Annotated in this window: 14 protein-coding genes; 10 read left to right on the top strand and 4 right to left on the bottom strand. The window is 44.2% G+C overall.

Translation table 11 applies throughout. The features are described 5' to 3' along the window. Positions 1 to 480: 480 nt before the first annotated feature. The gene (locus V7K35_RS07770; protein ID WP_335077743.1) at positions 481 to 1,803 is read left to right on the top strand and encodes a D-alanyl-D-alanine carboxypeptidase; all 1,323 of its coding nucleotides are present in this window, start codon (positions 481 to 483) and stop codon (positions 1,801 to 1,803) included. A gap of 382 nt (positions 1,804 to 2,185) precedes the next feature. Here V7K35_RS07770 and V7K35_RS07775 read toward each other — a convergent pair whose 3' ends face one another. The 3 genes from V7K35_RS07775 to trmB all read right to left on the bottom strand — a co-directional run bounded on the left by V7K35_RS07775 (position 2,186) and on the right by trmB (position 4,597). Then, positions 2,186 to 2,800 carry a PEP-CTERM sorting domain-containing protein gene (locus V7K35_RS07775; protein ID WP_335077745.1) on the bottom strand — a complete coding sequence of 205 codons (615 nt, stop codon included), beginning with the start codon at positions 2,798 to 2,800 and terminating at the stop codon, positions 2,186 to 2,188. Positions 2,801 to 2,992: 192 nt separating this feature from the next. Continuing rightward, the gene (locus tag V7K35_RS07780) at positions 2,993 to 3,727 is read right to left on the bottom strand and encodes a DUF1995 family protein (protein ID WP_334792427.1); all 735 of its coding nucleotides are present in this window, start codon (positions 3,725 to 3,727) and stop codon (positions 2,993 to 2,995) included. 216 nt (positions 3,728 to 3,943) lie between these two features. Beyond that, positions 3,944 to 4,597 carry a tRNA (guanosine(46)-N7)-methyltransferase TrmB gene (gene trmB / locus V7K35_RS07785; protein WP_334792428.1) on the bottom strand — a complete coding sequence of 218 codons (654 nt, stop codon included), beginning with the start codon at positions 4,595 to 4,597 and terminating at the stop codon, positions 3,944 to 3,946. 656 nt (positions 4,598 to 5,253) lie between these two features. Here trmB and gyrA point away from each other — a divergent pair. Both gyrA and lnt read left to right on the top strand, forming a co-directional pair. Next, positions 5,254 to 7,860, top strand: a complete 2,607-nt coding sequence (gyrA, locus tag V7K35_RS07790; protein WP_335077747.1) for a DNA topoisomerase (ATP-hydrolyzing) subunit A — start codon at positions 5,254 to 5,256, stop codon at positions 7,858 to 7,860. Beyond that, positions 7,841 to 9,514, top strand: coding sequence for an apolipoprotein N-acyltransferase (lnt, locus tag V7K35_RS07795; protein WP_335077749.1), 1,674 nt, complete (start codon positions 7,841 to 7,843; stop codon positions 9,512 to 9,514). Before gyrA ends, lnt begins: the two co-directional genes overlap by 20 nt. Positions 9,515 to 9,769: 255 nt before the next feature. On the opposite strand, the gene V7K35_RS07800 is transcribed toward lnt, so the two are convergent. Beyond that, positions 9,770 to 10,291: a GAF domain-containing protein gene (locus V7K35_RS07800; RefSeq protein WP_335077751.1), complete on the bottom strand. Its 522-nt coding sequence runs from the start codon at positions 10,289 to 10,291 to the stop codon at positions 9,770 to 9,772. A gap of 773 nt (positions 10,292 to 11,064) precedes the next feature. Here V7K35_RS07800 and V7K35_RS07805 point away from each other — a divergent pair. The 7 genes from V7K35_RS07805 (at position 11,065) to V7K35_RS07835 (ending at position 26,068) form a co-directional block, all read left to right on the top strand. After that, positions 11,065 to 12,819 carry a ShlB/FhaC/HecB family hemolysin secretion/activation protein gene (locus V7K35_RS07805; protein WP_335077753.1) on the top strand — a complete coding sequence of 585 codons (1,755 nt, stop codon included), beginning with the start codon at positions 11,065 to 11,067 and terminating at the stop codon, positions 12,817 to 12,819. A 140-nt stretch (positions 12,820 to 12,959) separates the two neighbouring features. Further along, complete coding sequence (locus tag V7K35_RS07810; protein ID WP_335077755.1) at positions 12,960 to 15,437, top strand: S-layer family protein; 2,478 nt, start codon at positions 12,960 to 12,962, stop codon at positions 15,435 to 15,437. A gap of 70 nt (positions 15,438 to 15,507) precedes the next feature. After that, positions 15,508 to 17,946, top strand: coding sequence for an S-layer family protein (locus V7K35_RS07815; RefSeq protein WP_335077757.1), 2,439 nt, complete (start codon positions 15,508 to 15,510; stop codon positions 17,944 to 17,946). 150 nt (positions 17,947 to 18,096) lie between these two features. Then, a complete protein-coding gene (locus tag V7K35_RS07820; protein ID WP_335077759.1) occupies positions 18,097 to 20,640 on the top strand; it encodes a CHAT domain-containing protein in 2,544 nt (847 codons plus the stop codon). A 188-nt stretch (positions 20,641 to 20,828) separates the two neighbouring features. Beyond that, positions 20,829 to 21,671, top strand: a complete 843-nt coding sequence (locus V7K35_RS07825; RefSeq protein WP_335077762.1) for a DUF928 domain-containing protein — start codon at positions 20,829 to 20,831, stop codon at positions 21,669 to 21,671. A gap of 321 nt (positions 21,672 to 21,992) precedes the next feature. Then, positions 21,993 to 24,770 carry a CHASE2 domain-containing protein gene (locus V7K35_RS07830; protein ID WP_335077764.1) on the top strand — a complete coding sequence of 926 codons (2,778 nt, stop codon included), beginning with the start codon at positions 21,993 to 21,995 and terminating at the stop codon, positions 24,768 to 24,770. After that, positions 24,770 to 26,068, top strand: coding sequence for a hybrid sensor histidine kinase/response regulator (locus V7K35_RS07835; RefSeq protein ID WP_442939701.1), 1,299 nt, complete (start codon positions 24,770 to 24,772; stop codon positions 26,066 to 26,068). The genes V7K35_RS07830 and V7K35_RS07835 overlap by 1 nt, the downstream gene beginning before the upstream one ends. The last annotated feature ends 408 nt before the right edge of the window (positions 26,069 to 26,476 follow it).

A 26,476-nucleotide genomic window follows, 5' to 3' on the forward strand; every position in this document is an offset into this window, starting at 1 on the left:
TAATAAAGGGAAGGGTAAAGGGAATAATTTTTTTGAATCTTTTCCCTTTTTATGATTATAGAATTACGCCGCATAGCCCGCACAACTCTTGGAGATGCTGCGCGTAGCTTGCTTCCCCGTAAGGGTACGACAAGCTCAGTGACCATCGTAGATATCGCCAGTTCCTGAATCAGGCTAACGGCGTAGTCTCTCCACATATCAAAAATGTCTGTATAAAGCATTTTTCAAGTATTTATACCACGACTGAGCCGATGAATGGGGAATAGGGAGGAGAAAGTGGTGTAGTTCAATTACTCATGCGGCTATCTTGATGAGCGATCGCATTTTGGCATTGTCGAAGCAGCCAGGAAAACAATATGATTCACGCTACTTAACAGATGAGAAAAACACTAGTTATTATGACTCAATACTGATTATGCTAAAAAAGCTTGTATATTAGCACAGGAAACAATATATCAAATCCTAATAGAGGAATAAAAGATGCTGGAATTATTGGGTTCAGGTTTGGTGTCACTCTGGCTGAAAATGGCCGGGGTACAAATCAAGCCTCTAGATGCCTTAGATGCATTGACTTGGCAAAGTAGCCCTGGCTTGGTTCTTGCCCCTGATCCCAATCCAGCTGGGGCGACGACGGTGCAGGAATATCTGAAAAAGCTCATAACATCAAAAGTCGTGGCGCCAAATCTGGCTGAGAGTCAGGGAATTTGGATGCAGTCGGGGCCGATGTTAATGGCAAATCACCAAGGTACAACACCTCTGCCGGCTGCCTCTTTAACTAAAATTGCCACTTCATTAGTTGCTTTGAAAACTTGGGGGCCAGATTACCAATTTGATACTTTAGTGAGTGTGACTGGCCCAGTAGTAAATGGAGTTGTGCAGGGCGATTTGGTAATTACAGGCCGTGGCGATCCGATGTTTGTTTGGGAAGAAGCGATCGCACTTGGTAATACTCTCAATAAAATGGGCATCAAGCAGGTAAAAGGAAATTTGATCATCACTGGCAATTTTGCCATGAATTTCCAACGTCAGCCGATGCTAGCAGGTCTGATGCTCAAGCAAATACTAAATCGTGCGACTTGGGGCCGCCCCGCTATTTTCAGGTACTCAATTATGCCCAAGGGAACGCCCAAGCCTCAAGTTGTGATTACAGGTGGGGTGAAAGTTGAGGCGCAACCAAACCCTCAACAAACTTTGTTAATGCGTCATCGCTCATTGCCCTTGAAGCAACTGCTTAAGGAGATGAACGTTTACAGTAACAACGATATGGCACAGATGCTTGCAGACTCACTGGGAGGAGCAACTGTAGTCCAATCCACTGCTGCTAACCTTGCTAGGGTGCCACAAGTGGAAATTCAGTTAATCAATGGTTCTGGACTGGGGCCGGAAAATCGCATTTCTCCCAGGGCTGTCTGTGCCATGCTGATGGCTATTCAAGTTGAGGCATCTGCCCATCAGCTGAATCTGGCTGACTTGTTCCCCATGTCTGGGTTTGATCACCGAGGTACACTACACACCAGACACATTCCCCTCGCTACTGTGATCAAAACTGGCACTCTCCGCGATGTTAGCGCTTTAGCAGGAGTGATGCCCACACGCGATCGCGGTTTGGTTTGGTTTGCGATTATCAACCGGGGGACAAATGTCTGGGGTTTCCGGACTGGACAAGACCAACTATTGCAAAGTGTTGTAAAACAATTACAACTACCTTTGGCCGTTCCTGCTGCCATCACTCCCCACTCAGTTATCAACTCTTTACCCCAGCTAGGCGCAACCAGTCGAAATGAAATTTTATCCAAAAGTTAATTCATCGTCCAGAGTCATCATTAGACCTCTTGCAAAAATAAATTATGGTGTGATAGTAGGTTTGAAAAATTTGCTTTCTATCTCTATCAGACATCCTAATGAGGTAACAAAACTTCTTTGTATAGATTCTGATATGGATTTTTTCTAAAACCTCTAATCACACCACAAAATAATTATGCAACAGGTCTATTGATTGGCAAAATAGACGTAGGGTTTTTGTCCCTGTGATGCATTTTGATACTCTGGTGGTTAGGAGTTTAGAGAGGTAATCCCCTTTGGCGCAGTGACATTCAATTTAACTTGTTGAGAAGAAACTTGAGTGTGAAACCCTTGCTATTTCGATGCTTCCCAACTTAGCAAGAAAAGTCAAGAGCCTCATCAGTTATATCTTTTTGGAAACAGTTCTGTTGCTGCTGAGTGCTACACCCAACATGCCAGCTACCAGGGTTCCCAAAATAGTTGTCGGTTCAGGAACCGCAGATGCTTTAATCCGATTCGGACTTGAGTCGAGTAATTGAGTATTGCCTACTGTAATATTTCGGTAAAGATAATAGGTTGCTCCCGGAGAGATAAGGGTACCGTCGGGAGTCTCAACATTGCTGATAAAAACATCACCTTTACCACTACCCGTGCCTAGATCAAAAGCCCCAAATAAATTGCCTGTAGTCGTGTCAAAGTTAAAATTGAAAAACTGATTGCTTGATACACCATTAACAACCTCGTTTTTAGTTCCAATCAACTCCTGTGATGGATTGAAAAAAGAAACATTGAGTGACTGTAAGGCTTTTGTAGATCCCGCACCACTTTCGGAAATTATGGCTGGAGTGGTGGTTTCATCATAGCTGAACGAGCCAGAAGCCGAATAACCAGCATCACCCTTCCAGTTAAATGTTAAATCAGCAGCTTGAGCTAGATTAATAGAAGCAATGATGGAAGTTGTACAGAGTGCCAAACTAGTTGCTACGTGCCCTGCGGCTAGGGCGAAAAAGCTTTTCATTGATTAAATAGCTCCAATTAACAAATTAGTGCAAGTGAGTGTACTCGTGTGACACGGCAGTAACAGCCGAATTTATGATAAAGAAATAAAAATGGAAATGTTACGTATTTTACTTGAAATAGGGTATCTCAATAAAAAACTCAAAATGAGGCAGCAGATAATCAAGTTTCCTGCTGCTACCTCTGCTTTCTCCTAACTACTCAACGCTTTTAAAAACCGTTGTAAACTCTTAAACACACTGGGCTTTCTTGCAGGTGCCGCGTCTGTTGTTGTTTGCGGTTGTCCCTTCATGAGGATAAGATCCAACTCATCACCCGATGGTTTTGTGGGTAATTCGGCAATTCTTTGATATTCGCCGTTGGTTTCCAGCCAAACTTCCCACTGTCCTGGGTAGCAGCGATATAGGGCACTTTCATCGTCTATGGGGCGCACGTAATAGGCAGATTCAATGGTACTGATAAAACGATCGCGGATTTTTCTCGCTGCATAACCGATGCCCACAGTTCCAGAATCTTCTAAGCGGGGATTTAACAAGACTAAAGGGCGATCGCCTATTGCTTCACATAACTTTTCCAACTGCGGCACTTCTACGGAAGTGGGGGCAATAAATAAGAAAATTTCATCCTCTGGTTGAATTTTTGTCTGCAAGGAAGCAGCCCTACCCGTACCAATATCCAAAATTTGAAATGGTGCATCAGCCCAATTGCGGCGGGCTAGGGCCGCCGCACCAGCGTCAGCAAAGAAAATCTTCAAACGGGAATCATATTCTGTAAACACAGGCAAAAATTGTTCCGCCACGGGCATAAACTTGAGTTCTGGGAACAGGAACTCAACTTGTATACGAGTACAACCATCTGCAAGGGCAGCTTGGACGGCTGTCTGAGATTGGGCGATCGCATCTTCAAGAGTATTTGGAAGTTCACTCATAGTTTATATGTCACTCTAGCATTACTTCCATTGTTTCAGTATTAGCTCTGATTTTGGCGTTGCTAAATTTGAATATGAATCATTTGATCTTGATATGGGAAGCATAAAAACTCAAGACGTTTTTCTTCATATCACTGCACTCAAAGAAACAAATCATCGTCCACAAGTTGCTGATCTAATTTGCTATCAACTAACTGCTACATCATCGCGCTGTTACTACTCCTCATTCACAATTTCTCGCCTGACAAATAAAGCCCGATAAACAGGTTCACCTCGCGATAGGACGCTTGTTTCCCGTTCTGTGGGCACTGGTAGCGGATTTTGGGCTAACCATTCTCCAGCACCCATTTTCTGATAAGCTGGATGAGCAGCAAAGCGATCGCGCATTTCCACAGAGACAAACTCCATATCTGATTGCAGAAATACAACTCCACCAACCGCAAGATAACTAGCTAAGTCTGCCACTAATTCTGGTTGGACTACACGACGTTTAGCATGGCGGGTTTTAAACCAAGGATCGGGGAATTGAATTGTAACGCGTTGTAAACTTCCTGGAGGGAGGGAAGATAAAAGTGAGTGCAGTGAGTTATTCACATTGCAAAACAAGTAATGCAGATTTGTTAAATCTAACTCAGAACGTAACTTATTCGCCTCCCCCACCAGCGGTTCCCGAATTTCTAAGCCGAGATAATTCCAGTTGGGTTCTATCTTGGCCATATTCACCAAAAACTGTCCTTTAGCGCAGCCAATATCTAAATGTAGTGGTTGATTTGGCTTTGCATAAATTTTTTCCAAGTCTTGGGGACTTGCTGGTGTTTGATACTTTTTACCAAGTGGATTAACATGCTGGCGGACTCGGACTGCTGCCAAAATTTGCTCTCCTTTACGTTAAAATATCCTGATGTACTAACTGTGAAACTCCTTTGCAATTGATGAACTGTTACAAACGTTTAAAATTGTACTCAATCAGGAAGCCTAGCTTGCCGCCGTAGGTATCGCCTTATCGAAAAAAAAGCATACTTCTGCTTGAGTGTTAAAGAAAACGTAAAAGCTTTATCACCTGAGACTTTGAAGGAACTCTTGCTTGAGCGCAAAATAGTTAGTAATCTCTGCAAAAGTAAGCGGTGTAACTTTTATTTCTGCTCGGATTGGCTGTAATAAAGCGTATAGGCTGCAATGTGAACTGTTAGCCTTTTTATATACGCAACGGTCACTCATACCAGGTATCCGAAAGTAGTCACCTATTTCTAGTTGTTGGAAAGTCATCATCTCCTCAGAATTTTTGCTAAATAACGGTTATAAAAGTAAGAGCTTATAAAGCCTTTAACTAGCCAAAAGCATCTATATTGTGATTTATTATACCCTTGATTAACTAGATATTTGGGTTAGTTATTCAGGCAAAAAAAGGCATTATATATGCTAGGATTGTATCAAATTCTGGCAATTATTCAAGAGCAATTTAGAATAATTTTGCGCTTTATTGAATAAAAAAGCTAAAATCTACGATTTTTGGAGATTTTTAGGTTATGACAACCTCACAGGAGAGGATTATCCCGATAGACTTGCGAACCGAAATGTCGCAGTCTTATCTGGAATACGCCATGAGCGTGATAGTGGGTCGGGCGTTGCCAGATGCCAGGGATGGTCTAAAACCTGTGCATCGTCGCATTCTCTACGCAATGCACGAGCTAGGTCTGCTCCACGATCGCCCGTTTAAGAAATGCGCCCGTGTAGTGGGAGAAGTGTTGGGTAAATATCACCCCCACGGCGACACGGCAGTGTATGATGCCTTGGTGCGAATGGCGCAGGATTTTTCCATGCGATCGCCCTTAGTTAACGGGCATGGTAACTTTGGTTCGGTAGACAACGATCCGCCGGCGGCAATGCGATACACAGAATGCCGCTTGCAAGCTTTAACTAGTGCCGGTCTACTGCACGATATTGAGTATGAAACCGTAGACTTCGCTGATAACTTCGACGGTTCCCAGCAAGAACCGACAGTTCTACCGGCGCGGATTCCGCAGTTGTTGCTCAACGGTTCCTCTGGAATTGCCGTGGGCATGGCCACCAACATTCCCCCCCACAATTTGGGCGAATTAATTGATGCTTTGGTGGCAGTAATCCACAATCCAGAAATCACCGATCTCGAATTAATGCAGTATGTCCACGGCCCAGACTTTCCGACTGGGGCGCAGATTTTGGGGACATCTGCGATTCGAGAGGCTTACACCACTGGACGTGGTTCCATTACCATGCGTGGTGTAGCTAACATTGAAACCGTTGAACAGCGGGGACGCCCAGATAGAGAAGCAATTATCATCACCGAATTGCCCTATCAAACCAACAAAGCGGCGCTGATTGAAAAAATCGCCGAAATGGTGAACGAAAAGCGGCTAGAGGGCATTGCAGATATCCGTGATGAAAGCGATCGCGACGGGATGCGAATTGTCATCGAACTTAAGCGTGATGCTTATCCCCGCGTCGTTCTGAATAACCTTTACAAGCAAACGCCACTACAAGCTAACTTTGGGGCGAATATGCTGGCGTTGGTGAATAGTGAACCCCAGGTACTCACCCTCAAGCAGTTCTTAAGCGTCTTTTTGGATTTCCGCATCGAATCCATTGCCAGACGTACCCGTTACGAACTGCGGAAAGCCGAAGAACGCGACCATCTCTTGCAAGGGTTATTGATTGCCCTGTCCCAGTTAGATCCAATTATTGTCTTGATTCGCCATGCCCCCGATGCGCCCACAGCCAAAGGTGAGTTGATCACAACTTACGGACTCTCGGAAGTGCAAGCAGATGCGATTTTGCAGATGCAATTACGGCGGTTGACTGCTTTAGAAGCAGACAAAATTCGTCTGGAACACGAAGAATTACAAGCGAAAATTACCGATTTGCAAGATATTTTGGCACGCCGGGAGAGAGTGCTAGAAATTATTGAAACCGAAGTCGCACAACTAAAAACTAACTTTGCCACACCTCGCCGCACGGTGATTTTACCAGGGGAAGGTGAATTAGACGATCGCGACCTAATTGCCAATGAAAAAGCAATAATTCTGGTAACAGAGCAAGGCTACATCAAACGAATGCCAGTTAACACCTTTGAAGCCCAAAGCCGTGCTACCAGAGGTAAAGCCGCAGCCAAGGTGAAAGATGATGATACCATTGAGCATTTCTTGACTTGCTGCGATCACGATAGTATCTTATTCTTTAGTGAACGTGGTGTTGTTTACTGCCTGAGAGCTTATCAAATTCCAGCGAGTTCGCGTACCAGTCGCGGGACACCAATTGTCCAAATGCTACCCATTCCCAAAGAGGAAAAAATCACCTCGATTGTACCAGTTGACGAGTTTAGCAATGATGAATATTTAGTGATGCTCACTAAGGGCGGCAATATCAAGAAAACTGAATTGGCAGCCTTTAGTCACATTCGCGCCAATGGTTTGATTGCTATTTCCTTAGAAGAAGGCGACCAACTACGGTGGGTGCGACGCGCCAGAGTTGAGGATAGTATAATCATTGGTTCTCGTAACGGGATGGCGATTAACTTCCGGTGCAACCACGAACAACTGCGTCCTTTAAGTAGGGCGACTCGTGGGGTGAAAGCCATGAAACTCAAAAATAAAGATGAACTGGTGGGTATGGATATTCTGCCCGCAGCAATTCTTGAAACTTTGGATATAGTTACAGAAGCGGAAACAGAAGATATCGAAGCAATCGAAACAGAAGATATCGAAATTATCGAAACTAATGAAGAGTCCGCAGAAGTGCCTAGCAGTGGCATTGTTGGCCCTTGGGTATTGGTAATTACAATGGGAGGATATGGTAAGCGTGTACCAGTTGCCCAATTCCGCCTGCAAAATCGTGCTGGTCAGGGTTTAATGGCAACCAAGTTCAAAAACCGCAAAACTAAAGATAAGTTGGCAACCTTACGCATTGTCAACAATGATGATGATGAAATCATGATGGTGACAAATCGCGGTATTATCATCCGGCAAGCGGTAAATGCAATTTCTATCCAATCGCGATCGGCAACTGGAGTCAGAGTGCAACGTTTAGACGAAGATGATGCCATTACCGGAGTGGCAATAGTTCCACCTGATGCTGTCGATGCAGAAGAAGCAGAATAAAAAGCAGGGGGAGAGGTTAACCGCCTTACTCCCTTACTTGATTGCCTTAGCCAGCGGCATTTTAATGGGGCTAACCGTAGCCCCTGTTGGTGCATGGTTCTTGGCTTGGATTGCCATAGTTCCCTTATGGGTGCTAGTTCTCACTTTAGCCAAAGGCAAAAACCAATTCCCCCCGGCTTTCCTCTGGGGTATCGGTTATCACGGTGTCGCTTTATTCTGGATTACCGGAATTCATCCGATGACATGGTTGGGCGTTCCTTGGTTGCCAAGCTTGGCAATTACTCTTTTTTGTTGGGGATTTCTCAGTGTCTTGGGAGGGGTATTCGTTGCTATTTGGGCGGCTGTAATGGTTCGCCTGGGCGGACGAAAATCGTGGCTACGGATATTAATTGGGACAGCCGTCTGGTGCGGCTTAGAAAGTCTGTGGAGTGCTGGACCTCTGTGGTGGAGTTCTCTTGCTTACACTCAAAGTCCGCACAATCTCGTAATTGTACATTTGGGTCAACTCTCTGGGCCTAATACTGTGACAGCAGCAATAGTTGCTGTTAATGGCTTAATTGCAGAAGGATGGACGAACCGCCAAGACGCCAAGTCCGCCAAGATTTCCTCTGTGTCACGCCAGTTGCTTCTCCTAAGGGAGACGCTGCGCGAACAAGTCGGGGAAACCGCCCAACGCACTGGCTTCTCTGCGCCTCTGCGGTTTGTTAATGAATACTGGATTATCGCCACAGGATTATTAATTACCTTACACCTGATTGGTTTTATCTTATATAGCCGTCCCATCGTCCAACTCTCAGAAGCAGCTTTGAAAGTAGGGATTGTTCAGGGTAATATTCCGAACCGACTTTTACGAAGTTCTGAAGGGTTTCGTCGCGCCCAAGAAAACTATACTAATGGATATCTAACTTTAGCAGATCAAGGTGTAGATGCAGTCCTCACCCCAGAAGGAGCCTTACCTATTTTCCAGCGCAATTTGATGCAAACTGCCTTAGTCGCAGCAGTGAAGAAAAAAGGCGTAGTTGCTTGGATTGGGGCTTTTGGCGAACGGGGAGACAGTTATACAATTAGTTTGTTTACTTTCAATAATAAAGGTGAAATTGTCAGCCGCTACGATAAGTCCAAACTAGTGCCTTTGGGAGAATATATTCCTTTTGAAGGAATTTTAGGCGGGATAATCCAACGCTTGTCGCCTCTGGATGCACACCAAGTTCCGGGTTCGGCAAATCAGATATTTGACACTCCTTTTGGTCGGGCGATCGCTAGTATATGTTATGAATCTGCTTTTCCTGAGCAATTTCGCCGTCAGGCTGCGGCGGGTGGGCAATTTATCCTCAGTTCTTCTAACGATGCCCATTACACTGCATCCATGCCATTCCAGCACCATGCACAGGATATCATGCGGGCAATTGAAACTGATCGATGGTCAGCACGGGCAACTAATACAGGATATTCAGCTTTTGTAGATCCTCACGGCAGAACCTTGTGGATATCTGGATATAATACCTACGAAACTCATGCTGATACAATTTATCGCCGACAGACACAAACTTTATATGTGCGTTGGGGTGATTGGTTAACACCTTTGTTGTTAATATGCTCTGGAGGAGCTTGGCTGGTAACTCAATTTAGCGATCCAAATAAAATAAGTAATTAGTAATTAACTACGCCATCCTAAGTTGTATTTACTGTTACTTATAGTTTTATCAAACAGAATTTAGGAGTCAGGAGTCAGAAGTGAAGCTAGAGAAATCCTAAATCATTCGTGGAAAGTTAGATCCCCGACAACTTTTACGAAGTCCGGGATCTCGACACCGTGAATTTGAACGAAATCAGATAGGATTGCTATAGAGGAATCTGATTTTATTCTTGGTAATAAAAAATAAACCAGGCATCCATTTAGCTACTCCTGTTAACTGACGATTTTCCGGCTAATGGCCTCTCCAATCTCCATCAGTGTCTCTTCCTCTTGTGGAGTAAATTCGTAGGAAGCTGGCTTGGCAATGCCCAAGGTACCATGCAATCGGCCATTCAGCATAAGCGGCACCGTAATTGAGCCTTTTACCTTAGTTTCTTTTGCCGAGGGCCTGGCCACTCCCAATTCATCGGTTTGCAAGTTGCAAATCTGTACGGGTCGCTTGCGTTCGGCGGCGACACCGGCCATCCCTTTGCCGATGGGAATTACCGTCATTTTAGGTAACAGGAATTCCGGAATGCCCTGGTAAGCCTTTAGGTGCAATAACTGGCTGTCCTGATTGAGGGTATGGATGGTACCTGTAGAGCAGTCAAAAGCGGCCAGGATTTCGGTCAGCAGACCGTTCCAGTCGATGGCAGACCCTTCGTCAGCCAGGGTCTCAAAAATGGGTTTGGTATCTGAAGTCATAGTGGCGGGAAATGGCGTCAAATGAACAATCGATGCTGTTGGCAAAGTCATAAGTAGACAAAGTAGACAGGTATCCGGTAGAGTGTCACCTTAAGATTACCTGTGTAGTAAGTCTTTCAGCATTAGCATAATTTTCTGTACGGTTGCTCATTTCACCCCTCTTCTTTATGGGAGACGCCAAATTTGTATCCAGGTATTTACGGAGACAATCACTGCTCACATTTATCTTTAATCTACGCATTATATTAAAAAGCATTATTTATTCTTACTAAATAACTCAGTATAAATTACATTAAAGTATTTATTACAACTTAAAAGTAAGTATTAATATTTATGACGAAAATAATTTTATCTCAAAGCTTCACAAGAGTAATATCAACTCCTTTAAACAATTGTACGTATTATTTTTGAGAAGTATCAGTGCTATTTTTAACTTTATTGATTAAAGTATTGCTGTTACTTTTATTTTTCTCAGTGCTAATAAAGTCTATTAATTTACTTTTACTTTAAATAAAATAACGGAGAAATAATTCCTGTATAACTTGATATAACTAGTTTTTAACCAAAATTATATCAACTTAGAAGTATAAAAAATCTGATTTACTAAAGTAATAGCAAGTACACGCTTTATCCATAGTTGTGCTTCATGAAATGGAGAAGGCAGGATGTAGACGGTGAATATCTGGCGTTTTCCTACTATGTTGGGAAAAATTTATTTTTACTTGCCACATGGTTAAAAGCTGGCATTCACTTTTTTTATATGTAGTTATAAAGTTGACATTCACTTTTTCAAATGCAAGAAATGAATAAAAGATGGATAAGGCATGGCTATCATCAGACCTACAGAAACACTAAACACATCTCTAAATTTTCTCGTTAGGCTAAAATCTCTGACGTTTGTTCTAGCAGGAGTATTATGCAACTATCAGGATGCGATTGCCCAAACTCCTGCTCCTCAGATGTATCGGTTAGAAGATGTTCCTGTTAGACCCTTACGGTCGGATCTATTGCCGCAGTCATCAGATAATAATCAATTACTTCCTCCTCCAAAACTACTAGAGCAACCAATTTCGGGACAGGATGATCCTAATGCCAGATTTCAGGTTGATCGCATTGAAGTAGTTGGCAGTACAGTTTTCAAACCAGAACAGTTGACTGCTGTCACAGCTCCTTTTGTTGGGCGGAAACTGACATTTATCGAGTTGTTGCAAGTCAAAGATGCGATCACGAAACTCTATGTTGATCATGGCTATGTAACCACGGGGGCGTTGATTGTACCGCAGACAGTAGAAGCTGGGGTGATCAAAATTCAGGTGATCGAAGGTAGTCTGCAAGAAATCAAGATTATCGGCAATAGGCGATTGCGTAGCCAATACATTCGCGATCGCATCCTACTTGGTGCCAAAACACCCTTGAACGTGCCGCACTTACTAGAAAAACTACAACTACTCCGCCTCGATCCGCGGATTCAAAACCTGTCAGCCGAGTTGCAAACAGGTGTGCATCCCGGAACTAGTGTATTGCAAGTCGAGGTTGAAGAAGCTAATACCTTTAAGCCAACAGCAACCCTAGATAATGGGCGATCGCCGAGTGTGGGCAGTTTTCGTCGGGGAATAGATTTGCAAGAAGCCAATTTACTGGGCTTAGGCGACACCCTCAGCGTCGGATACGCCAACACTGATGGCAGTAATACAATCAATCTCAATTACACACTGCCGATTAATGCCCGCAATGGCACTGTATTCTTTGGTTTTAACCAGGGATGGAACCACGTTATTGAAAAACCATTCAGCGTCCTTGATATTCAGTCAAACACCCGATCTTACGAATTGGGCTATCGCCAACCATTGGTGCAAAAGCCAACCCAAGAGTTGGCGATCGGGCTGTCATTCTCACGTCAGGAAAGCCAAACTGAGTTGGGTATTGATAACATTGGGCCATATAAACTCTCACCCGGTGCGGATGCGAACGGAAAAACCAATATTTCTGCCCTGCGCTTTTTTCAAGAATATACTCAGCGAAGTAACCAGTATGTATTTGCTGCGCGATCGCAATTTAGCTTTGGCGTAGATTGGTTCGATGCGAATGTCAGTCAGGATGAACCAGATAGCCGCTTTTTCGCTTGGCGGGGACAGGCGCAGTGGGTGCGACAGTTAGCACCGGACACGCTATTTTTAACTAGAGGCGATTTCCAACTAGCAGCAGATTCCTTAGTGCCCTTGGAGCAATTTGGCCTCGGTGGACAGCTAAGTGTACGGGGCTATCGCCAAGACTCATTAATTACAGATAATGGCATGTTGTTGTCGGCTGAATTCCGTTTGCCCATTGTTCGTGCTCCCAAGATTGGCGGAGTGCTGCAACTGACACCCTTCATTGACGTGGGCAAAGGCTGGAATGTCAAAGGCGAAAATCCATCGCCGAGTCTGTTGGTTGGTACCGGGTTAGGGCTGTTGTGGACACAGGGCAATAATTTCTCAGCGCGTCTGGATTGGGGCATTCCTCTGACATCAGTCGAAGGTGAAAAGCGATCGCTCCAGGAAAATGGGTTGTACTTCTCAATAGGTTATTCACCGTTTTAATCCAACAAGCTACTTCAGTAGTGCTGGGTGCTGAGAGAGTTATTAGTCCTGAAGAAGCACTCATTGCTCGGCACTGTTTCGGTGAATGTTAAAAGCAATTTAGGGAACTTTAATTATTAAGTATAAATAGAAATTGGACAATGCAAACGACCTCTGTTGCTTTGGGTTTGGTAAATGGAATATTGACAGCTGGGATGCTCCTCTGGAGCGGCTTTGCCAATGCCCAGGTGACTCCCGACGCTACCCTCAACACCACCGTCTCCCAAAGTGGTAATAACTTCACCATCACTAACGGTAGTGCCGCAGGTAGTAATCTGTTTCACAGCTTTCGTGAGTTTTCCGTGCCCATCGGTGGTTCAGCCACCTTTAATTTAATCAACACGCCCAATATCTCCACCATTTTCAGTCGTGTAACTGGGGGTCGTATTTCCCAGATTGACGGCGTAATTCAAACAATTAACAGCAATAATCCTGTTAGCCTGTTTCTGCTCAATCCCAGTGGGATTATTTTCGGTGTCAATGCTCAATTGAATATTGGCGGATCGTTTATTGGCACTACTGCTAACAGTATTAAATTTGCTGATGGTGCTGAGTTTAGCGCAATTGGTTCTCAAGCCGCACCGTTGTTGAGTATCAATGTTCCTGTTGGTCTGCAACTGGGTAGCAATCCTACACCAATAACGGTTCAAGGTACAGGATACTCCTTGACCACGACCAATGCATCGGCTCTGCTTCCCATCACTCGGATTCCCAGTTCTACAGAACTGTCGGTACAGCCGGGAAAAACCTTAGCCTTGGTAGGTGGGAACCTAGATTTGAATGGGGCAACTCTGAGAGCCGAACAAGGGCGAGTAGAATTGGGCAGTGTGGGTAGCGCAGGGCTGGTCAACTTGATGCCAACCGCACAGGGCTATATGTTGGGGTATGGAAATGTGCAACGCTTTGGCGATATTCATCTGGCAGGGCGATCGCTATTAGATATCACCGGAGTGAATGCAGGTTCTGTACAAGTTCAGGGTCAGCAAATTCAATTCACCGATGGCTCTCTGGTGCTGGCGCAGAATTTCGGCAATCTCCCTGGTGGTGACATTCGCTTTCAGGCTACGGAGGCAATTGATCTGATTGGTACAACACCCGATGCTAAGATTAAAGGCGGGGTGCATAATGAAGCCTTTGGCATTGGAGCTAGTGGGAACATCAGCGTCATTACTCCCAGGCTGACCCTCAAGCAGGGAGCGGCATTAAATAACTTAACATTCGGAGTGGGTTCCAGTGGCAATATCCAGATCGATGCAATGGCGATTGATATATCTGGCTTCTCACCCATTAATCCCGGTGTTGCTACCAACATTAACACTACCACGTTAGGCACTGGGAACGCTGGTAATGTTATTGTCAATGGCAATAGTCTAATGGTGTCAAACGGTGCCTCATTGTCTTCGGCTACCTTTGGCAGTGGCTCTAGCGGTAAAGTGACGATTCGTAACAACAATACCACGGTGACCGGAGAAAGCCCCTCTGGAGTCTACAGCAACATTAGCTCAATTACATTTGCAACCGGAAATACCAAAACCTTGACGCTAGATACTGCCAAATTGCAAATTCAGGATGGGGGAGTAGTTGCCGCCACCGCATTTTTTGCAGGTAATGGGGGAGATTTGAACATCAACGCTACCGAATCGATCGCAATCAGTGGTCAAGGCCAGACAAATCATAGCAGCATTAATGCGTCCAGTATCCGACTCGATCCGTCATTGCGGCAGCGATTCGGTTTGCCAGATATGCTAATAGCTAATGCCGGCACTGTGAGCATTACCACACCGAACTTAATGCTGGCGGATGGTGGGACAGTCAGTGTTACCAATCAAGGCAGTGGAAATGGTGGCAATATTAACATCAATGCAGATACCATCCAATTAAAGAATAAAGGGTTTATTCAAGCTCAAACAGAATCCGGCAATGGTGGCAATATTACCTTACAAACCAGAAACCTGTTGTTTCTACGAGACAATAGCCTGATTACCTCAACAGCTGGGGGTAACGGTAATGGGGGTAATATCAACATCAATGCACCCATCATTCTCGGATTAGAAAACAGCGATATTATTGCTAATGCAGTCCGAGGTCGTGGTGGTAATATTCAAATCACTACCCAAGGCATCTTTGGTCTGAAATTTCGTGACCAACTCACACCAGACAATGATATTACTGCAAGTTCACAGTTGGGTGTGAATGGTAATGTGCAAGTTAATACCATTGGTGTCGATCCAAATTCCGGTTTAGTCCAACTGCCAGCGAATGTAACTAATCCAGCGCAGCAAATAGCCACTGGTTGTTCTACAAACCAAGGCAGTAGCTTTGTGGCAACAGGACGAGGTGGTGTACCGCAAAATCCCAATCAGCAAATAACCAGCGATCGCACCTGGGACGATGTGCGAGATTTATCTACTTACCGAAAAACTGGCAATGTCACTCCCCAAACGCATGTATCACCAAAGGTTCTCGTTGAAGCCACTTCTTGGTACCGTAACGCTGATGGCAAAATTGAATTAATAGCGGCTCCATTTCCTACCTACGTGCAGCAATCATTAACCTGTGCTGCTTCACCTAAGAGTTAACTACAAATAAGGTTAATAACAATTCCATTTTGGGAAACCTAAGTACATAGCTCAAAATGGAGACGGGGTGATGAAAGTAATTTCTGCTAGGTTCGGTCTGATCGGGGGAATGTTAATATGTGGGATTTGGAATAGTTGTGCAAATGCTCAAGTAATTACCGATGGAACTCTCAACAGCACAGTATCCCAAAGCGGCAATAACTTCACGATTACCAACGGCAGTCGTGTCGGCAACAACCTGTTTCACAGCTTCAGCCAATTCTCCATTCCTAGCAATGGTTCTGCATTCTTCAACAATGCCGCAGATGTGCAAAATATTTTTAGTCGTGTGACTGGGGGCAGTATTTCCCACATTGATGGTTTAATTACAGCCAACGGTAGCGCCAATCTTTTTTTACTCAACCCTAATGGAATCATTTTTGGTGCTAATGCCCAATTAAATATAGGCGGTTCATTGATTGCAACGACAGCTAATAGCATCAAATTTGCTGATGGAAGTGAATTTAGCGCCATTAATCCCCAAACTAACGCATTATTAAGTATCAATGTTCCCATTGGACTGCAACTAGGTAATAATCCTTCAGCGATACAAGTCCAAGGTACAGGGCATTTAGATATTGAGAGCGATATTATTCCTACGATTCGCAATCCTAGCCCAACAAGATTGCAAGTACAGGCGGGAAAAACTTTAGCGTTGGTGGGTGGTAATCTGAATCTGAATGGCGCTACCTTGACTGCCGAAACAGGGCATATAGAATTAGATAGCCTGGGAGGTGCAGGATTAGTTAGTTTAGTGCCAACCACTCAGGGATATAAATTGGAGTATGGCAACGAGCAAAGCTTTAGTGACATTCAACTAGCACAAAAGTCACTATTAGATGTCAGTGGGGTAAATGCGGGTTCAGTTCAGCTTCAGGGACGAAATATTCGCTTGAGCGATGGTTCGTTAGTTTTAGCGCAGAATTATGGAAGTCTTCCTGGTGGAGACATTCGTTTTCAAGCATCAGAAGCCATCGAGATGATTGGCGGAACATCCGCTACCACAATTCGGGGTGGGATTCGCAGTAACACCTTGAGCACCGGAACTGGTGGGAATATAAGTATCATTACTCCCCGGTTAACACTCCAACAGGGTTCAGGGATAGAAAACTCAACACACGGAGTAGCTAATAGTGGCAACATTCAGATTGAAGCGGCAGCAATAGAGATGTCCGGTTTCTCACCCCTGACGCCCATTGCAACAAACATTCTCACTGGCACATACGGTACTGGGTCAGCAGGTGATATCTCTATTAATGGGGATAAATTGGTAATATCTGGTGGAGCTTTATTGACTTCATTAACATATGGCAGTGGCTCTAGTGGTAAAGTGACAATTCGCAATCAAGATACCACAGTTATGGGGAAAACCCCTTTTGAAATTGCTAGTAACATTAGTATCAGTAGCTTTGCGAACGGAAATACAAAAGATTTGATCCTAGATACTGGGAAGTTACAAATCTTAGATGGAGGAGCAGTTGGTTCATTAGTATTTTATGCTGGGAATGGAGGAAATGTCAGCATTAATGCTAGGGAGGCGATCACAATTAGTGGTGTCAGTCCTAACATTTACAGTAGCCTCGGTTCATCTGTCATCCGTTCAAGTCCACTACTACTTAAGTTATTGGGCTTACAGGATGTACTGACGGGAAATGCTGGTAATGTTAGCATTACTACACCAAATTTGACACTCAATGATGGCGGTGTTGTGAGCGTTACGAGTCAAGGTAGTGGAAATGCTGGCAATCTCAACATTACCGCAGATCGCATCCAATTAAAAAATCAAGGCTCAATCCAAGCACAGACAGAATCTGGTAATGGTGGCAACATCGGATTACAAGTTGGTAAGTTGTTGCTGATGCGCGATCGCAGCAATATTAGTGCTACAGCAGGCGGTAACGGTAATGGAGGTAATATCAATATCAATGCACCTATTATCGCCGGATCAGAAAACAGCGACATTATTGCTAATGCGGTGAAAGGTAGGGGGGGTAATATTCAAATCAGCACACAAGGGCTTTTCGGACTGAAGTTTCGTCCCCAACTGACACCAGAGAATGACATCACTGCTAGTTCCCAATTTGGGGTTAGCGGCACGGTTCAAGTCAATACCATTGGCATTGATCCAAATTCTGGCTTAGTCGAATTGCCAGCAAATGTAATTGATCCATCTCAGCAAATTGCCACAGGCTGCGCGGGTAGTGAAGGCAGTAGCTTTGTGGCAACGGGACGAGGTGGTGTGCCGCAAAATCCCAATCAACAAGTGACGAGCGATCGCACTTGGTCTGATATCCGCGATATCTCTGCATACCGGAAAACCCAGAAGGTACAAGCACAAATGCCCCAATCTCCTAAGATTCTCGTTCAAGCTACTTCTTGGCGACGGAATGCACAGGGGAAAATTGAGTTAATTGCGGCTCAATCAACCCATGTAGAACCATCTTTAACCTGTGCTGCGGTGTCAAACTAATCAGTCCCGACGTTGGATAATGTATATTTCCTTTTTGGAGATATCTAATAGATCCAAGTTATAAGTTGGGCAATATAAGTTTACTCATTCTTTAAGCACTTGTGCTATGACTGATTTTTCAAAAGCTGTTATGAATCTTGGTAATCACTTATGGCTTTCCGAATTAAACAAACTCATTGGCTATATGTCAGCCTTAGTATTTTAAGTTTGTGTTTAGCATTTATCATTACACCTGTAAAAGCATCTTTACCAGTAACAACCACAGTTTCTTCTTCCCAGCTTACCAATTGGCTAGAACAGGGACGGAATCTCTACCGTTCAGGACGTTTTGCAGAAGCAATGACAATTTGGCAAACGGCAGCACAACAGTACCATACCCAAGGCGATCGCCTCAACGAAGCTCTAAGTTTAAGTTACCTCTCACTAACACAACAGGAACTTAATCAGTGGGAAGCAGCCAGTCAATCTATTGAGCAAAGTCTGAAACTATTGCAAACCTCTATTCCCTCTGCTGATGCCATTCTCTGGGCACAAGCACTCAATACCCAGGCAAATTTGCAATTGCACAATGGCAAAGCCGAAACTGCCCTCGAAAGTTGGCAGCAAGCTCAAAAATATTATGAGCAGGCAGGTGACAAAATGGGCAGCTTGGGGAGTCAAATCAACCAGGCACAAGCTTTACAAAGTTTGGGATTTTATCGCCGTTCTAAAGTGCAGTTGGAGACGCTGACTCAAAAGCTTTTAGCAATGCCAGATTCGGAAATCAAAATCAGTGGGTTACGATCGCTTGGTTTAGCCCTACAAATGATTGGCGATGGAACAAATCAACAGGTGTTGGAGCAAAGTTTAGCGATCGCTCGTAAAATTGAAGCCAAACCCTACTTGAGTTCTATCCTGCTGAGTCTGGGAACAACTGCCGTTGACTTGCAAGATCCAGAGGCGGCATTAGATTACTTTGAACAAGCAGAACAGCTAGCCACCAATCCAAGCGATCGCTTGCAAGCACGTTTAGCTCGTTTCAAACTTTTCCTCGACTACAATAAGCCTGAGTTTGCTACCCCATTGGCACCTCAACTATTACAACAACTTAAGGAACTATCCCCCAGTCACACTTCCCTCTACGCAGCCATCAATTTTGTTGCCACCCTGAATCGGCGCTCAACTCCTGACCAAATCATACCCCTGAAAGACCTGGCGCAACTCATGGCAATCACAGTCAAGTCTGCACAGCAAATCCAAGATGCTCAAGCAGAAGCTTATGCACTGCATCAGTGGGGAAAACTTTATCGCCGTACACAGCAGTTATCACAAGCACAGGAGTTAACTCAGAAATCCCTTGATATTGCCCGTCAACTCCAAGCTAATGATATAATTGCTCAATCTGCTTGGCAGATGGGACAGTTGGATAAACAACAAGGCGATCGCTCAAAAGCAATTAGTGCCTATACCGAAGCCGTCAAAGCCTTAAAGTCACTACGAGGGGATTTGGTTGCCATCAACCCCGATGTTCAGTTTTCTTTCCGCGAAAGTGTAGAGCCTGTTTACCGAGAACTAGTCGGTTTACTTTTAGATAATCAACCGAGCCAAGCTGCATTGGTGCAAGCCCGTGAATTAATTGAGGCACTCCAAATTGCAGAACTCGATAATTTTTTCCGGGAAGCCTGTTTAGATAAAACTCAGCAAATTGATCAGGTTGATCCCACTGCAACCGTCATTTATCCAATCATCCTGCCCGATCGTTTAGCGGTGATTCTCTCCAAAGCGGGGCAACCACTCGATTACTATATTACTTATAAATCTCAAGCTGAAATTGAGCAGACTCTGAACAATTTTTTAGTTGCTCTCAATCCTGTCTCAGATTCCAAAGACCGAAATCGATTATCCCAGCAGATTTATGATTGGCTGATTCGTCCAGCCCAAATCAATCAAGGATTCAAAGATACCAAGACATTAGTGTTTGTTTTGGATGGCCAGTTGCGTAACATTCCAATGGCTGCCTTATATGACGGAAAACAATATCTAATCGAGAAGTATGCAGTCGCACTCTCACCAGGATTGCAACTTATGGCTACGCGATCGCTAAAGCAAAACAAAATAAATGCGATCGTGGGTGGTATTAGCGAATCTCGCGCTGGTTTTAATGCTTTGCCTGCTGTGGAATCAGAAGTTAAACAAATCTCAAAAGCGGTGTCGTCCTTTATCTTGCTGAACCAGGATTTCACAAGTCAAGCCCTCGCTCAACGCGTGAAATCCAGTAATGCTGGTATTGTCCACCTAGCAACCCACGGACAGTTTAGCTCTCGCCTCGAAGATACTTTCTTGCTCACCTGGAATGGACAAGTAAACGTCAAAGAGTTGTCCGAACTCCTGAAAAATCGGTATGGTGATCCATCAAAAGCAATCGAGTTGCTGGTACTGAGTGCCTGTGACACAGCAGCAGGGGACGATCGCGCCGTCCTTGGGCTAGCAGGTTTGGCTGTCAAATCTGGGGCCCGCTCAACCATAGCTACTCTATGGCCAGTTAAAGATAAGGCAGCTGCGATGCTCATGACTCACTTCTATGAGCAACTGCGACAACCCAAAATCACTAAAGCCGAAGCACTACGGCAGGCACAAATAAACATGATTCAACAAACTGATTTCCATGATCCGTTTTTTTGGTCTGCTTTCGTTTTAGTTGGAAACTGGCTTTAATTAAGTAATAGTACGTAATTAAATAAGATATTATAATGCGTTTTTTACATATTTTTATTACCAAATAGTCTATATTTTATTAGATATTATCCCATTATTACAGTGATTAGAGATATTCTATAAGTTACTTCCCACAGTCGCAATTAATGTATTTTGTATCACCTCTCAAGCAATTGAGGTATGACATTATGAAACGTCGATATTTAGCTAGTATATTGAGCGTTATCGCTCTAATTGCTAGCAGTGCCTGGACTAGCGCTAGTGCTGTGACATTTACCCCACCTGCAAAAAATAGCGCTCCTAGCCAAGCGACTGGGGGAGCTTCTCGCGGTAGTATATTTACGCCTGCCTCCGGGAAGGGTGCGCCCAGCCAAGCGACCGGGGGAGCTTCTCGCGGTAGTATATTTACCCCAGCTTCTGGCAAGGGTGCGCCCAGACAAGCGACTGGGGGAGCTTCTCGCACTGGTACTTACGACTTGAATCCATCGACTGTAGAAGCAAAAGGCCCAACAGCGCTAATCGCACTTCTGCCCCAAAGCTTCTATGGCACAACAGTGTCTGAACGTCCCACAATTCTGGTGTATCTCCCTGCTTCCAATGCCCAAGAAGCTGTGTTCAGTCTCAAGGATGAAGCTGGCAACATGCAGCATCAGATGAACATTTCAGTTGTAGGGAAAACTGGGGTGATTGCGATCAAATTACCAGCTGATGCACCCGCTTTAACCGTTGGCAAAAACTACCAATGGTTCCTAGCACTCAAACTGGATGGGCAACTCAGTCCAAGTACGCCTTACGTTGATGGTTGGATTGAGCGAATCCAGCCCAGTGCTGATCTGGCAACCACAATGCAACAACAGGATGGGCTGAAGCGGGCGACTGGTTTGGGTAAAAACGGGGTTTGGTATGATTGTGTAGCAACACTTGCTGCACTGCACACCGCCCAACCTACCAATGCAACTCTCTCCAAGCAATGGGAAGAACTTCTGTCCTCAGTTAGTTTGAAGGAGATTGTAACAGCACCGCTAATATAGCACTAGGACTTACGCACACTCTACGAATTCTCGGCGCTCTTGGCGTCTTGGCGGTTCGAGAAATTAAGCTTTTTGGCAATTTTTGCGTAAGTCCTAAGCACTTCTCAATTGAGTCGGAATACAGACCTAACCCCAACCCCTTCCCTATAAGGGAAGGGGAGTAAATTCCAAACCTCTCTCCTAAAACGAGAGAGGTTTAGAAGTGAGGTCAAAGTGTATTAACGAGGACAATAGCATCCGCTAATTAACATAATCAACAGGTGTTAGTGGGGTATTACTCCACCAACGCTGACCAAGATCAATAAACTGTATGGCACAAATATGTGGCGCAGATTTCAGACTTTCATCCAACGCACTCGCAGCGTCTTGATCATTAGTCCCAGTGTTGCTCTGACAGTTATTGTCGGGCAGTCGTTGGGGCTTTTTAATTTACCTGAATGGAAACTTCGTGATGAATGGGTTCGTTTGCAATCATCGAAGAAAATAGCCAACGAGATTGTGATTGTCACAATCGATGAACGCGATATTCAATCGGTGGGTAAATGGCCAGTTCCAGACTGGGCACTAGCACGATTACTCGATAAAATCCGGGCGCAACAGCCTCGATCCATCGGACTGGATCTCTATCGAGATTTGCCCGAAGGAAGTGGACATGAGCAACTTGGGCAAATTTTCCGCACCACTCCCAATTTAATTGGAGTTGAGAAAATCATCGGTGAGCGCGTCAATCCGCCACCAGAATTGAAAAAGAGAGATCAGGTAGGATTAGCGGATTTAGTCCTCGATGGCGATCGCTCTGTCCGTCGCGCCCTGCTTACAGCAGTAGATGCCAAAGAACAAGACACCATCAAAGCAGGGCTGGCAACCAGTGTAGCGCTCAAGTACCTCGAAGTTGAAGGGATTACCTTAGAAAGCATTGATGCCCAGCGGCAAAAGTTCCAATTGGGTAAGGAAGTCTACCAGCCACTGCAAAATCAAGAAGCAGGTTATGCCGATGGCGATTTAGGAGGCTATCAAATTCTGCTCAACTGGCATGGAACGGATGCAGCATTTCACACAGTTACCATGCGCGATGTCTTAGCAGGGAAAATTCCGGCAGATATAATGCGCGATCGCATGGTATTTATTGGATCAATCGCCTCTAGTACCAACGATTTTTTCAGCACACCCTTCAGTTCCTCCTGGATATCTGCTCAAAAACCGACACCTGGTGTTGTTATCCATGCCAATATTGCCCATCAATTGGTACAAGGAGCTAAAACAGGAAAAACAACCCTTCACGGCGTTTCCAGCATTTCTCTGTGGCTCTGGATTGTTTTGTGGTCTGTGATCGGTTCTATGAGTAGTTGGTGGTTAGCCAGTGCGCCTAGAAAGCTACAGATTCCAGGTGGCCAGATTCTTTGGATAACTGTAGGGATCAGTGGGGTCTGCTTGGGGAGTGCTTACGGGATATTTTTAAATGGGATTCTGATTCCGGTTACACCAGCTTTAACCGCGTTCATCAGCAGTGTAATTGCGACAATGAATGCCTATAAACAGCAGCAGCTAGAAGAAGCGAATCACCAACTAGAAATTGCCAACGATCAACTATTAGATTATTCCAAAACCTTAGAGGCAAAAGTCGAAGAGCGAACTCATGAACTGGTTGAGGCAAAGCAAGCTGCCGATGCCGCTAACCAAGCAAAAAGTGAGTTTCTTGCAAATATGAGCCATGAGCTACGGACACCGCTCAATGGCATCCTTGGTTTTGCACAGCTACTAGAGCGATCGCCAGACATGACAAACAAAAACCGTGAAGGAATCAATATTATCTCTCAATGCGGGACGCATCTTTTGATGTTGATCAATGATATTCTTGATATCTCAAAAATTGAAGCTCGGAAATTGGAATTGGTAGCAACTACTGTGCATCTGCCGACCTTTTTACACGGTGTTACCGAGATTTGTGGGATCAGAGCCGAGCAGAAAGGGATTACTTTTAATGTCTTAATCAGCGATCGCCTTCCCCTTGCCATTGAAGCAGATGAACAACGGCTGCGACAAGTATTGATTAACTTGCTAGGCAACGCGATCAAATTTACAGACATCGGTAGTGTGACGTTCAAAGTAGAGGCACTGGAGACTGGGCAAGATTCTGCCCAATCCCTAACCACTAAGATTCGTTTCCAGATTGAAGATACGGGTATTGGTATGTTACCAGACCAACTAGAGAAAATCTTTTTGGCCTTTGAGCAAGTAGGTGAAGCAGGGCAGCGATCTGAAGGTACTGGCTTGGGATTGGCCATCAGTCAAAGAATTGCAGCATTAATGGAAAGCCAAATTCTAGTGCAGAGTCGCTTGGGTGAAGGAAGTATATTTTGGCTAGATTTGACAGTCCCACTATCACTTTCCCATGATTGGCATGAACAGGCGATCGCCCCAACCCAGCATTCGATTACCAGAACTTCGGGTAGTGCGCCTCTGGTTCTGATTGTCGATGACGATCACAATCACTGCTCGATGTTAACGAGTTTGCTGCAAGAAATTGGCTGTCAAACCTTGGAAGCAACCGACGGGAAACACGGGCTAAAAATGGTAAAAAAATGCAACCCAGATGTGATTCTGCTCGATTTAGCCATGCCCAATATGGATGGTTTTGAGCTAATGATTCACCTGCAATCTGATCCAAAAACCCGTTCTATTCCAATCATCGTCTCTAGTGCCAGCGTATTCGAGGAAAATCGGCAGCGGAGTTTACAAGCAGGAGCAAAAGCATTCTTGCCCAAACCCCTCCAAGTTGACGAGCTATTCAATACACTGCGCTCGGTGCTAGAAGTTGACTGGAGTTATGCCCAATTTACACCTCAGCAGTCATCTCCTGAAGGTGAGTTACCTGATAACGAATGGGTTCTGCCATCGCAAGATGTTTTGCAACAACTTTATCATCTGGCAATGATGGGCGATATCGCAGCGATCGAGAAAATGTTAGAAGAGTTAATTGCACAAAACAGCCAGCTAGCTCCTTTCGTAGTTGAGTTAAAGAAACTCACTGTCAATTTCCAAACCGGACAAATACGTAAATTTATAAAATCATTTGTAATAATGGAGTCACGGCAATGATGGCTGATTCTCTCTCGAAGCCAATACGTATCCTTTTGGTAGATGATAATCCAAACAATCTCAAAGTGCTATCAGAAATGATTCAGGGATATGGCTGGAAAGCACTCATGGCAACGAATGGAGAGTCTGCGATCGAACAAACAGAATATGCTCTTCCCGATCTGATTCTCCTGGATGTGATGATGCCTGGTATTGATGGATTTGAAACTTGCCGCAGGCTGAAAGCCAATCCTATCACTCAGAATATTCCAGTCATTTTCATGACTGCCCTATCCGATTCTAAAGACAAGGTGAAAGGATTAGAAATTGGTGCAGTTGATTACGTTACCAAACCCTTCCAGCAGGAAGAAGTCATTGCCCGATTAAAGTTACACCTGAAAATCTCCCATCTCACACATACTCTAGAGCAAAGGGTACAAGAGCGCACCGCAGAATTAACCCAATCTCTACAACAGTTACAACAAACCCAACTACAACTCATCCAAAGTGAGAAAATGTCTACTCTGGGACAACTTGTTGCAGGCATTGGTCATGAAATTAATAACCCGATTGGTTTTATTGAAGGAAATTTCTCCTATATTACAGAATATACAAATAATCTTCTTCACTTGGTCAACCTTCAACAAAAGAAGCTACCGCATCCAGAACCAGAAATTGAAGAACTTCTCAATCAAATGGACTTTGAGTATCTAGCAGAGGATATTCCAAAATTGCTAGCATCAATGCGCCAGGGAATTGACCGCCTTAAGGGCATCAGCCTTTCTCTGAGAACTTTTGCTCGCTCAGATATTTCATCTAAGATGGAGTTTCAGATTCACGAAGGGATTAATAGCACCTTAATGCTATTGAAACACCGATTGCAAAACAAAAAAGACCGCCCGACAATCGAGGTTATCACCCAATACGGAAAGTTACCTCCAATCAGTTGCTATCCCGGACAGCTGAACCAGGTATTCATGAATATCATTGCTAATGCCATTGATGCATTCGATGACCTCAATCAAAACTACTCTGATCAAAAGATTGTTGGTTGCCCGAACACTATCACTATCACTACATCAGTTAATTATCAGCAACAAACCGTGATAATTTGCATTCAAGATAACGGGCCCGGAATGCTTCCTGAGGTACAAAATCGAATTTTTGAGCAATCTTTCACAACTAAACCTGTAGGCAAGGGAACTGGGCTTGGATTAGCTATTAGTTACCAAATTATTGTTGATAAACACAATGGACAAATTGACTGTTTCTCAATTCCTGGTGAGGGAACTAAGTTTATTATTACTTTACCGATTTAATATTTGATGTCGGGTTTATTATTTCAACTTATACTGCATTTTTAAATGTTTTATAATAGTTTGCCGATTGGAAAAGTTACATTTTGGTAGTGAGTATCCAAAATGTGTAAAAACATAATTTGTCATAGTGGACGGAACGTAGTTAAGCAAAGCGATCGCAAAGTCCAGATGGAGCAAATTGCAACATTTATGCTACCCTGCGGGTTCTCCATTCGCAGAGCATTTTCAAGAGTTGGAGTCCACCTCATTCGCAATTGACGAGTAACAATTTTGGTAAATTTGCTTACATTGGGATGCTCTCTTTTGCTAAACACTGATTATTTATATACATAGTTTGCTTTAATTTACAATTACCATCAGACTGAAATTTAAATACATAATTTTATCCTAAATTAAGTTTAAAAAAAG

It is taken from the genome of Nostoc sp., from assembly GCF_036917275.1.
Lineage (GTDB): Bacteria > Cyanobacteriota > Cyanobacteriia > Cyanobacteriales > Nostocaceae > Nostoc.